This is a genomic window from Sporosarcina sp. Y1011 (assembly GCF_057669885.1).
On the sequence record NZ_JBYHFP010000007.1, the window covers coordinates 57,901 to 70,341 of the forward strand.

The following is a 12,441-nucleotide window of genomic DNA, read 5'->3' on the forward strand; positions in this document are numbered from 1 at the left end:
CTTTCTATATTTTACTCGATGAAATCGGCTTCTGTATTCTCTTTTAGGTCTTCAATTGTCACACCCGGCATGAGTTCTACCAGCTTTAATTGTTTATTGATAACTTCAAACACGGCCAGTTCAGTGAAAATCATATCGACACTTCTTGTCGAAGTAATAGGATAAGTACATTCTTTTACCAGTTTGCTACTACCATCTTTAGAAGTATGACTCATCGTCACAAATACCTTTTTCGCCCCAACCAATAAATCCATTGCGCCACCGACACCCATAATATTCTTTCCAGGGACAGCCCAGTTCGCAATAATCCCGGTTTGGTCGACTTGAAGTGCACCTAAAATCGCGACATCCACATGGCCACCACGAATCATGGCAAACGAATCCGAACTGTTAAAATAGGAAGCGCCTATCGCTTCTCCGACGGGTAACTTCCCAGCATTCACGAGATTCGGATCCACATCTTCCTCTGCAACATCCGTTACACCAAGCAAGCCGTTTTCAGTATGCAAATAAATATCTTCTGCTTCCATGTACTCTGCTACTAGCGTAGGGATTCCGATGCCTAAGTTGACAACACATGGCCCTTCTAGCTCCTGTGCTACACGCTTTGCGATAAAATGCTGCATATCCGATTTACTCATTTGTGTAGTCATTTACTAACCACTCCATCCTTCGTTAACACTTGTTGTGCTTTGATGATTACGTCGACGTAAAGAAAAGGTGTCACGATTTCTTCTGGGTTTAACTCGCCAAGTTCTACAATTTCATCCACTTCTACAATTACTTTTTTCGCAGCTGTTGCCATAAGTGGGTTAAAATTACGTGCTGTTTTATAATAAACTAGGTTCCCTAAAGTATCCGCTTTATGTGCGCGAATAAGTGCTACGTCCGCGCGGATAGCCTTTTCAAGAATATACTGCACGCCATCAATTTCGCGTTCTTCTTTTCCTTTTGCAAGATCAGTTCCAACGCCAGTCGTCGTATAATAACCACCAAGACCAGCTCCACCAGCACGTAAAGACTCTGCTAATGTACCTTGGGGGAGTAATTCCAGTTCAATCTCCCCTTTTTGGTATTTGTCACCCACATCTCGGTTACTTGTAAAATAAGAGCCGATTCCTTTTTTAATCTTGTCTTGATTCAACAAAATACCAAGCCCTTTGCCTGACTCACCAAGGTTATTACTCACAATCGTAAGATCTTTAACATCTTTTTCAGTCAAGCCATCTATTAATGAAAGAGGTGCTCCTATTAATCCAAAACCACCTACTAAAACAGTATCTCCACTTTTCACAACGGAAAGCGCATCCTGAATATTATCCATAATTTTCGACATCTATTCCACCCCTTATTGCTTCGCTAGTTTTAATGAATCACTAATTTCAAACCACGACGGAATACCAGCCGTTAAAATACAAATGTAGCCGACATCCGCCAAGTCTGCTTCGGAGGCGCCAACTTCTCGTGCTTTATCCATCCACACGACTGCCTCTTCGCCTCTCAACTGTGTAATATAATTACCAACCATATTCAAATGCTTCATACGTGTCGAAACATGTCCATCACCAAGAAGTTTTTGTTCTATTTCCTTCGGGTCGTTTCTTTGAATAACGTTTAGAGAATCAAGTAAGAAACTAGTATCTTCATCACCTAACCAAGTAACCATTGTTTGGAAAATCTCTTCAATCGTTTCAGGTCCTTTTGCTGGTAGCTCAACTGTACGTCCTTTTAAATCGAGGGCATAAGAGAGGGCCTCGAGTGATACTTTCAATGCGTCAGTACCTCCATATAGGTAAGAAACTAAAAAGTATTCAACTAATTCAGGGATTGTTGAACCAAAATCGATGGCCCCTTTCGTATGGTAACCCATAGAACGTGGATACAATCTTGCAGCATTCATACTAGCTAATAATACATCTTTCTCTTTACGCGATAGCGCGCCATCCTGCATAATTTCACCGCGTAAACCTGTGTAATGATCAAGTACTACTGGGCTATAATCATGCATTTTCTGAACCCAACCGGGCACTTCATCGTAAACTTGTTGAAAATAAGCCAATCCTTTACTCATCGATATACCTCCAGTTATTTCTCTAATTTGTTGAGGAAGCCCTCTATTGGAACATTGATGTCTTCACGATTTTCAAATACCATCGTGTAATGATTACAATCGGATATAACCGTTTCAATGTTTTTCGTGTATTGCTGAGTTTGTTCATAGTCTGTTAAATAAAACAGGGGCGGCATGGAACCGATATTACCTTCTGCATAAACGAGTAATACTGGACATTCAATCTGTGAACAAATCTCTTTTGGATCGAACGTATAAAAGCTATCAAAGTCAGTAACAATACGGGCTTCATCTGATTTGTTCTCCCAGTGGTCGTCGACAGGTCCTACTTCGTATTCAACGGTACTTTGTAACACATCATTCCAAACGACGCCTAAGTTCGAGTAGATTTTTTGAATTTCCTCTACGTAATGTTCTTTCGATGTATATTCTCTACTTAGTCTTCCTAAAGAAGGTTGAACAATACCTCTTTGATGTTCAGATGCTTTCGCAGCTCCATCTAGTAAAACCACTGCTCTTGTAGATTTTAATTTACTTGCAACAATCGCTGCTATAAAAGCGCCCATGGAATAACCCATAAGAATCGGATTGTCGATTTTCAGCTCTTTGATCAAACCTAAAATATCTTCAGCATGCTTAAAGATTGATGGTTCTGAATCCATTTCATCACTATTTCCACGGCCACGTAAATCCACTGCTATAAATCGATACGCACCTTTAAACTTTTCTGCATAATAATGCATATTTTTGTGCGTGCCCGTTAACCCATGAATGGCAATAATCGTCCCTTTTTCTCCAGGGTAATCAGCTAATTGAATTTCTTTTCCATTAATGTTAACAGTGTAAAATTCCATCATCTAAACCTCTCCTCTTGTACGTAATGCGTACAAAGTTATGCATTGCGTACACTTATGTTATTAATCATACCAGATTTATCGTAAAAGTCTAATAAAATAGCTGTCAAGATTACCCTGACAGCTATAGAATTAGTAACTTATTCAGTTCGCATTACAAAGTTTAAAGCAGCTTCTTTGTGGTCGCCTTTATCAATCAGTTTTGTTGTTAGTGTTGAACGAACACCGCCGGCAACATCTGTTTCCAACCATTCGTCCCCTTCAAAGAACACTTGCGTGATTAATGTTTCAAATCCTTCGTGTTCGAATTTGATATGGATATGTGCTGGACGGTATGCATGATAACCTGCAGCGAATGTAAATTCACCAGTAGGGCCATTCGTCGGAATTTGGTAAGGGATTGGAACAATTGCCTTGACCTCAAAGTCCCCATTGTCATCCGTGTAAAATTGTCCTCTCAAGTTAAAGTCTGGCGCAGTTGAATCATAGTTTGAATATAATCCATCTGCATCATCTTGCCACCACTCAACCTTTGTTCTCCCAATAGGTCCATTAACAGAACTGACATTCCCAGTAAATGTTAGTTTATCTCCCGGCTCATCATCTCTTTGTGGAATAACAACACTTGAACCTTCAAGCATTGGTGAGTCTTCTTCATAGTAAGGTCCTAATAGGGAAGGCTCAGTTCCTGGAGAATTCTTGTATTTAGCCTCCAACACATGCGTCTCTACGAAAACGTCTAGAAATAGTGGGATTTCTCCGCTTTTACCGAGGCGATCTGCCCATTTTACGAAATTCGTATATTCCTCATGATTAAATTGCTGCTCATCTAAAAAGTTTTTTAAATGTTTAACGAAACCTTCATATGCGCCTAATACTCGTGGATTTTTTTTAGATACTTCTGTCATTTTTATTTCCCCCTTAAGGTTTTGTTGGTCTTTCTCAATACACCGATTATAATACGACTGATTGAAAATGGATATGTAAACGCCTTCATCTTGAAACAAAAAAACAATATCACATTTTTAGGGCTTGCAGAACAGCCACTAAAGTTGTACGCTAGACGTACAGTGTTTCTTCATTCGTACAACTACATCATAACATAGGGGGTATTATGTTTGTCAACAGAAGAATTAAAGGTTTTCAAACAATCTGGTAACTACATTCAATCACTCGATAGAGGATTGCAGGTAATACAAGCTTTTTCACAGAACAACCAATCACTTACAATTAGTGACGTTTCAAAAATAACGGGACTCAGTAGACCGACAGCACGTAGAATTCTGCTTACACTTGAACATCTGGGTTTTGCCGAATCTAATAATAATGTGTTTTCGCTAACAGCGCGCACACTTTCGCTAGGTTATGCTTATCTTTCCTCCAATAACGTTTGGAGTATTGCGCATCCTTTTATGAGAGACTTTGTAAATCTAACAGGCGAATCTTGCTCTGTTTCTATATTAGATGGAACCCATATTATTTACGTTGCCCGTGTGTCAACGAAAAGAATTATGTCTATAAACTTGGATGTTGGATCTAGGTTACCGGCATATGCGACATCCATGGGCCATGTCCTTCTAGCGAACTTACCGAAAGATGAGTTGAATGAATATCTAGAGGAAATCGAATTGGATAAGTATACAAACAAAACGATAATTAATAAAAAAGAATTACTAGGGATATTAGAAGATGTTTATAAAAATGGTTGGGGTGGGGTCGACCAACAATTGGAAGAAGGACTTCGCTCGATTGCTGTTCCAATCCGTAACGCAAATGGAAAAGTAATCGCGGCCATAAATTGTTCGGCACATGCAGGACGAGTTACACAAGAAGTACAGCTAGAAAAATTTTTACCATTACTGCAAATAAGTGCTGAAAAAATTAGTGCTGCCATCAACGCAACAAATGGTTCAACCAACTTATAATTTGGGCAACATTTGCATAATCATACATGGAATCGATACAGTATTTTCGATTAAAAGTCATTATATTAAATTACTAAATAAAGGAAATATATATTCTAGTACACATCTGCAATTGGACTATGGTCCTCCCTATTAATAAAACACGCTACATAACCAGATTTCCGGTTGCATAGCGTGTTTTATTTTTCATTTAACCAATCCACTATATTTATAAAAAGATATTCTTCACAACAACATACATATATACTGTGCTTCATCCATCGATCCCGGGAGTATCGAAGCTCGTGTTGGGTACGGTAGCTTCGGTACATCCTCATCCATAAGGTGGATAACAAATGGATTCGCATTGACTGCTTTAAGCAGGGTATCAGATTCAATTACTATTTCAGCCGGATCCCTTTCGACCATCCATTTCAGGAACAAATAAGGAGCATCATTCCCGGTTCCTGTTTTATATTCTTCTAACAGCCTCTTAGCAGCCGGAAGATTTCCAGCGTAGGCGAAAGCGGAAATCGCTAAGTAGCGTGCACCTTGGTTGTCGGTTGGGTTAATTGTCAACAGTTTTCCGAACAGTTCTGTAGCTTTTTCGAACTGCTCGCATTCATATAACCATACGCCGTATGCGAAAATGGCGCGCATATATGGTCGATTCGTCACAAGTCCCCATACCATTTCAGGTTCTACATCAAACTGGCTTTCCCCGATTTTAATTGCCAATTGAAAAAGATGTTCTGCATTCTTTGCCATCGGTGCCATTTCGGCTTGCAATAAGATAGCATCCACATTTTCGGCGTAGAGTGCATGCGCTTTTTTCGCTAGCCGATAACGTTCTTGGGCTTTTTCAGCATCGTATGCATCATAGGCAATCGCTTGGGCTCTCTGTTTTCGGTCACTCGGTGTAAAAGGCGTATTCATCGTTTCATTCAAATAGCTTTTTGCCTCTTCAATCGTTACACTATCCAACATTTGCATTTTGCAGTACATTTCCCAATTCACTCTTTCCGTCATCCATGGGTCTGTCCCAACCATATAGGCAGTAGTTGTGTCCCCGTGATCATTCATACTCTCAGACAGCTCCGCAAAGACAGCGGAAAGTGCTTCCGCATGCTTTTTCATTGAACCGACGGAAACACCGAACATTTTCGCAATATCTGCCTGCGAATAAAATGTATCACCAAGCGCTCCATGATCATAAGCGGTTTTAAAAACCGCCGCCGCAATAATTTCAGGCTTCCTAAAAACCACCTTCTCTTTTAACATGTATGTAATGGCAATTAGTTTGATAAATTCATGAAATTCATTCGGTACATTGTGACGTTTTAATTCGCTCACAAGAATGACCATTACTTCCTGCTGTTCTGGAAACATCTCGTTCTCCACTATATCATCCATGTTAGAAACTTCTCGGTCTATAATTGCTTTGTAAATATCAAGCATATGCATTATAAAGAATTCGTAACTGTTATCGGCTTCGCTCGTTTCCGCCATCGATCCAATACTCTGCGCAAAACTTCCGTTCCTATCATAAATAAACGTCGTTCCATCTAGGATCAGGATGCCATTTTCATGTATTCTGTTATCAGGTAGCACAACTCCGAAAACAAGTAGATCCTTTTCAACTTTCATATCATTCTTAAGTGCGATGCGATAAGTCTGATGCCCCAGTACCTCATCCACAAGCAAATGGTCCTCTTGGATGTCTATCACTTTTCCAAAAAGCACAAACGGATTTTCCCATGCCTCAATCAGCAAACGTGTCACAGAACGAATCGGATTGTTTAGCACTTTAACCAAATACCTCTTCCACAAATCACGACGGATAACGAACAGAAAATATTCAATAACCGATTGCTTGATTTTTCTAGGTTCCATCCTACCTCCAAGTTTGCTCATCCACTTTCTTTCATACCGTTCTAACTCCACATTATTCGCTCGGTCGTCCAATTCGGTTGAAATGAAAGTGATTAATATCCGATTAAGCTCTTCTTCGATAAGATCCCCACTGGAAAGTTCATTTTTCAACGCACAACATTTTTTATATTTTTTCCCACAACCGCATAGGCAGGGATCGTTACGACCAACCATTTGGCACACACCCTTTTTATTCTATTGTATCAAAAATAAAAATTGAAATGTGTGAAAATATTATCTATTTGGTACTTTCTGCATTAAGTTAGCATTCTTGTTTGTTTTGTTTGTTTTAAAAACGTATTGGCATTAGTTACTAAACCATTTCCACCCCTATCGCACCACTACTTCAACAATAAAAAAACACCGAAAACCTATCGACATCTAGTCGAATGGGTTTCCGGTGTTTTTTGTTTATTGTCGATCGACAAGTCCGCTATGCAGGATCCATCTGTTCTTCATCTGATACCCACCCTTTCCTCGAAGTCCTCGTGTATGGATTATAACTCCTATTATATCAACTCACAGCTTAGAAAGCTAATAGTTATTAGATTTTTCAGTCAACTGATTAATAACAGATTTTCATCCGATAGTCATGTTACTATTTTATGAGCCCGAATCATATTTCACCTATGCGACTGAAATTAGTTTTTCGGATTAGTATTCATGCTTGTATTAATATATACTTGCTGACCCCGAAATAAAAAATGACCGCACCTCTTTGTATAGAGGAACGGTCCTGTGTTTCATTATATAAGCTGTTTTATCAGAGCTTATTTAAATGGTATTTTCATTGCTTCAGCCATCAGTTTTGGAAAATCTGTATTTTCGATTAGTCCTGCAAATTTATGGGCTTGTGGGCCATAAGCGTAAACAGGGATATCTGTTCCAGTATGTCCAGTGTGCGTCCAACCAACAGATGCATGCTTGGAAATGATTGAGTTAATCTGGAATGCTGGACTGCTTGCTTGTTTGATTTGGTTAATTTCAGTTTCTGATAATGTCATGCCCGTATATTCCAATACGATTTCTTGAATATTACTTTTTTCTTCATTTAATTGTGATGCCATGAAATCGCCTGTTGCTGTCACATCTTTAAGGATTTCCAAATTGGCATCTGATCCACCGTTACCGCCGACAGACATACCACCAGTGTCATGGTCTCCTGCGATGACGACTAACGTTTTCTTATCTTTTTTCGCAAAATCCAGTGCAGCTTCTACTGCATTTTCAAAAGCTTCAGCGTCTTTCATCGCCCATGCTGCATCATTATCATGACCAGCCCAATCGATTTGACTACCTTCAACCATTAAAAAGAACCCATCTTTATCATTACTTAAAACGTCGATAGCTGCTGATGTCATTTCTTGCAAGCTAGGCTCATCAGTGTTCTCACGGTCCAATTCGGGAGATAAACTATCCTCCGCAAAAAGACCGATTAATTTATCTGTTTTCTTTACATTCGTTAAGGATTGCTTCTCGGATACAATTTCATAACCATCCTGTTTTGCTTTATTTAATAAATCATCACTAAAATACTTTTTACCCCCACCTAGAAGAACATCAACATCACTTTGAAGGAGTTGTGGTGCAATGTCTTTTTCATTGGCGCGCGTTTCAACATGCGAACCGAACACTGCAGGTGTGGCATGGGTAATTGTTGAAGTTGCGACCAATCCCGAAGATTTCCCGCTCTTTTCAGCAGATTGTAAAATCGTTTCGAGTTTATTGCCGGCTGGATCCATGCTGATTACCCCATTGTTCGTTTTCGTTCCGGTTGCCATTGCAGTTCCAGCTGCGGCAGAATCCGTCACTGCCGAGTTTGCAGAATATGTCCTGTGCATACCAACGAGATGTGGATCCATTACCGATTCTTCCCCTTTATACAATCGATAATTTGTCGCATACGAACTGGAGTATCCATCTGGAATCATAAAAATGATGTTCTCTACTTTTTCATTCGATTCGGGATTTTTTGCTTCAGCGGGTTGCAGTGACGTGATCCCTGCAAAACTTCCTACAGTAAAACTCCCAGCAATCGCAATGATCATCATCTTTTTCTTCAACGTTTTCTTCAATTAAACTCCTCCTTCGAAGTATCGTACAGCTTAACTCTATCTCCAATTTGTTAACGTGGTATTAAGCTAGTGTGTCTATGGTGTTAATCTTCATTGTATTGAACTAGCTAAACTTTAGGAGTAATCTATGAAAAAAGTTAAAACCAAAAGATCAGCCATTCACGTAGATGGCTGATCTTTAGTATTCCTATATAGGGAACGATAAAATGACGTCAACTAGTGGATGCACGATAAGTTAGATTTTCACTGTATACAAATGCTTCACTAATTCACGGTTTTTAGCTTTAAAAATATCATTATGTGAAGAGACCATTCCCTGTCCATACGCATCTGGCTTAATATATTGCTTCGCTTTATTCACTGCATTTGCCGCATCTTGAAATGCCCCTGCGATTAAATGAAGCTTTCCTTCGTGATTCAAAACATCACCCGCTGCATACAGTCCTGAGACTGATGTTTCACTCATTGGATTACCTGCAATACTGTATTCATCTTCCATTTCAATATTTAATCCACTATTTGAGGTCAACTCTTTATCACGATCATAGCCATGATTAATAATCACTTCATCAACAGACAACTGAATAGAATTGCCATCTTCTCCTCTAACTAACTCCACCTTCTCAATGGTTTCATGGTCACTCGCTGCAATGAGTTTTTGGATTGATGTATTTAATAAGCACTCGACAGAACTATTAAATAGCCGTGATACTTCTGCCTCATGCCCCTTCAACATGTCTTTACGGTAAGTTAAATAGACTTTTTTCGCAATCGGTTCCAATTCATTCGCCCAGTCAACTGCAGCATTACCGCCTCCTGATATCAATACGGTCTTCCCTTTAAAACGTACAAGGGATTTTACAGTATAATGCAAATTAGAAACCTCAAAACGTTCAGCACCTTCAATTTCCAATTTTGTTGGTTTCAAGATTCCCCCACCAACAGCTAAAATAACTGTTTTAGATAAATGCTTTTGGTTCGTAGATGTCTGAATAACAAAGTTGCCTTCATCATCTTTGTTAATCGACGTCACTTTTTCACCTAATACAAGCTCAGGCTCAAAAGTCAGTCCTTGCTGAACGATTTGTTCAATTAGTCGTTCTCCTGAAACAGGTGTAAGTCCCCCTATATCCCAAATCATTTTCTCCGGATAGACATGCACTTTTCCGCCTAAATAAGGTTGGAATTCAATGATTTTTGTTTTCATTTCCCGTAAACCACTGTAAAAAGCGGAATAAAGTCCTGCAGGGCCACCGCCAATAATCGTTACATCATACAGCTTTTCTGAATTCATCATCAAAGCCCCTTTTATAGTTAGTCATTTTTACTTTGTTCAACAAGCATGTCTACAAACAAATCAATTTGCTCATAAATTGCAATCGGATCATACCTGTAATACGTATCAAAATCATTGTAAAACACTTGATTATTCTTCATTGCGTCCAATCCTTGCCAAATGGACGAGTCCTTCAAGTTATTTAAAGCCTCTCCTTTTTTCTCAGGATCATAAGTCGTCAAAAACATATAGTCTGCAGCGTACTCTGGCAATACTTCCATTGACAGCTGGAGTGTTTGTTCTTCATTTTTATTTTCATGTGGCATGTTAAGTTCTAACGCATTATATAGGGCTTGTCCCCCACGTCCTGCATTATCTCCAAAGATCCATAGTTCACCTTTATCCGTTAATTCATAAATACCGAATGTCGCATCTGCATCAATAATCGCAGAAATCTTTTCTCTACCCTCTTTTGCTTTCTGATCATATTTGCTGATGAATTGCTCTGCTTCCTCATGATTGCCCGTAATCTCTCCAAATAATTTGATCGTTTCTTGAATATTTGTTGCCGTTCCATATGGAATATGAAGCGTTGGTGCAATTTCTGAAAGTTGTTCGAAATTTTCATCATACATAACAACAATTAAATCCGGTTCCAGTTCCAGTACTTTTTCAACATTTACCGGCTGACCAATCTCGACAGCGTCCTTTAGTAAATCCTTGATGAATGGATTATCGAATGCTGTTGGCTCGACACCTACTACATTTCCTCCAACAGAAAGTAACTCTCCACCGTAAAAGTCAGTCACAATTCGCAATGGCTTTTCAGGGATTTCAATCGTTCCTTTTACTGTGTCAAACCCCCGGTTCTCCACGATTTGTTGCTCTACTTCTGTTTCTTTTATTTCCTTCTCTGTCGATTTATCTGGTTCTTCACTACCAGCGGAGCATGCACCAAGTATCAATATGAGGCACAGTGTTAATGTAATTCTCATAAACGCATTTAATGGTTGAAGCATTTCTACATTTCCCCCTCTGGGTATTTCAATATCCCCATATATTGTTTTTCTACCACCCTTACATTTGTTCAACATCAATAGTGAAAAAAGAAGCTAGTGCTGATAGTAATTCTGACTCAGAACTAGCTTTTCCGTTAAATTGGCCACTTGTACTACTACAAGCAGCAATCATCATAGCTAGCATACGAGAAGTAGACAAAAGATAAATTGAGATTTATTCTTAAACATTGAAATTCCCCTATTGATAACGATTTTCATTCTCAATGAAAAATTAAAAAATTTTCAACTACGGCAATTTTATTTGGTAAGCGATTCAACAACGCCATCAATAATTTGAGTGTTAGCGATTGGTCCTGAGTATAACCAGCTAGTCTCAGCGTCATATTCATAAATATGGTCATTTTTCACCGCGGGAATGTTTTTCCATACTGGATCCTGTAACATTTCTGCGCCATTTCCTTTATCACTATTGATCAAGAAGATATGATCTGCATCTAATTCAGCTAATCGTTCCAAGGAAATCTCCGACCAATTTCCTGTAGCGCTGCTTGAAATTTCTTTGACTACATTTGGAGTTGAAAGTCCAAGATCACCGTATAAAACAGCTCCACTGGATACATTATCGCTAACTATAAAGAATGTATTATTAACGAGCCAAATGGCAGCAGCTGATTCCTCACCAATTGAGTCCTGTATGATTTCTTTTGAATCCGTTGCTTTTTTTTCATATTCTTCTAATACCTGTTTTGCCTCATCCGTTTTCTCGAAAATCTCGCCTAATTTTAATAGTTTATCGCGCCAATCACTGTTATTCTCTACTTCAAGCACATATGTAGGCGCAATTTTTGAATACTGCTCGTATTTCCCCCCTTCCACAGCTTCCGCAGAACTCATAACGAGTAAATCCGGTGAAAAGCTGGTCACGACTTCAAATGGAAGGTCATGCGGGATCGTCGGTACGTCTTTTAAATAATCTTGTAAATAATTTTGAATCGATGCGCCGTCATTCACTGTCCACTGCGCAAGAGGCGTTATTCCGAGTGCTACTAAATTATCTTCTAAATATGAAGCAATAATACGCTCAGGTTTTGCAGGAATCGTCACTTCATGCCCCATTGCATCTGTTAGTATACGTTCCGATGAAAGTTCTTCAGTTACCTGTTCTGTTTCGTTATCTTTGGTTTTCTCACCATTTTCACTAGTATCGCCGCACCCTGCCAAAGACAGTGATAGTACTAAAAAACTAGACATGATTCCAGTTCTTTTTTTATTAGTTAACATCGATTCATTCTCCTACTATTCGTTTTTTG

General features: G+C 39.1%; 11 protein-coding genes. 1 reads left to right on the forward strand and 10 read right to left on the reverse strand.

What is annotated here, in order from left to right:
- Positions 1-11: 11 nt before the first annotated feature.
- From AC25Y5_RS10660 to AC25Y5_RS10680, 5 genes are all read right to left on the reverse strand, one after another.
- Positions 12-653, reverse strand: a complete 642-nt coding sequence (locus tag AC25Y5_RS10660) for a 3-oxoacid CoA-transferase subunit B (RefSeq protein WP_488140266.1) — start codon at positions 651-653, stop codon at positions 12-14.
- Complete coding sequence (locus AC25Y5_RS10665; protein ID WP_488140267.1) at positions 650-1,336, reverse strand: CoA transferase subunit A; 687 nt, start codon at positions 1,334-1,336, stop codon at positions 650-652. Before AC25Y5_RS10665 ends, AC25Y5_RS10660 begins: the two co-directional genes overlap by 4 nt.
- Before the next feature lie 12 nt (positions 1,337-1,348).
- Positions 1,349-2,071, reverse strand: coding sequence for a carboxymuconolactone decarboxylase family protein (locus tag AC25Y5_RS10670; protein ID WP_488140268.1), 723 nt, complete (start codon positions 2,069-2,071; stop codon positions 1,349-1,351).
- A 14-nt stretch (positions 2,072-2,085) separates the two neighbouring features.
- Positions 2,086-2,928 carry an alpha/beta fold hydrolase gene (locus AC25Y5_RS10675; protein WP_488140269.1) on the reverse strand — a complete coding sequence of 281 codons (843 nt, stop codon included), beginning with the start codon at positions 2,926-2,928 and terminating at the stop codon, positions 2,086-2,088.
- Positions 2,929-3,065: 137 nt separating this feature from the next.
- Positions 3,066-3,833, reverse strand: coding sequence for a dioxygenase family protein (locus AC25Y5_RS10680; protein WP_482104553.1), 768 nt, complete (start codon positions 3,831-3,833; stop codon positions 3,066-3,068).
- A gap of 210 nt (positions 3,834-4,043) precedes the next feature.
- Between AC25Y5_RS10680 and AC25Y5_RS10685 the strand changes: the two genes are divergently transcribed.
- Positions 4,044-4,850 (forward strand): IclR family transcriptional regulator domain-containing protein, encoded by an 807-nt coding sequence (locus AC25Y5_RS10685; protein WP_488140270.1) that lies wholly within the window; start codon positions 4,044-4,046, stop codon positions 4,848-4,850.
- 225 nt (positions 4,851-5,075) lie between these two features.
- Here AC25Y5_RS10685 and AC25Y5_RS10690 read toward each other — a convergent pair whose 3' ends face one another.
- From AC25Y5_RS10690 to AC25Y5_RS10710, 5 genes are all read right to left on the reverse strand, one after another.
- A complete protein-coding gene (locus tag AC25Y5_RS10690) occupies positions 5,076-6,935 on the reverse strand; it encodes a tetratricopeptide repeat protein (RefSeq protein ID WP_488140271.1) in 1,860 nt (619 codons plus the stop codon).
- 596 nt (positions 6,936-7,531) lie between these two features.
- Positions 7,532-8,824, reverse strand: a complete 1,293-nt coding sequence (locus AC25Y5_RS10695; RefSeq protein WP_488140339.1) for an alkaline phosphatase — start codon at positions 8,822-8,824, stop codon at positions 7,532-7,534.
- Between the two features lie 247 nt (positions 8,825-9,071).
- A complete protein-coding gene (locus AC25Y5_RS10700) occupies positions 9,072-10,130 on the reverse strand; it encodes an NAD(P)/FAD-dependent oxidoreductase (protein WP_488140272.1) in 1,059 nt (352 codons plus the stop codon).
- Between the two features lie 20 nt (positions 10,131-10,150).
- Complete coding sequence (locus AC25Y5_RS10705; RefSeq protein WP_488140273.1) at positions 10,151-11,131, reverse strand: ABC transporter substrate-binding protein; 981 nt, start codon at positions 11,129-11,131, stop codon at positions 10,151-10,153.
- Between the two features lie 297 nt (positions 11,132-11,428).
- Positions 11,429-12,412 carry an iron-hydroxamate ABC transporter substrate-binding protein gene (locus AC25Y5_RS10710; protein WP_488140274.1) on the reverse strand — a complete coding sequence of 328 codons (984 nt, stop codon included), beginning with the start codon at positions 12,410-12,412 and terminating at the stop codon, positions 11,429-11,431.
- Between the last annotated feature and the right edge of the window lie 29 nt (positions 12,413-12,441).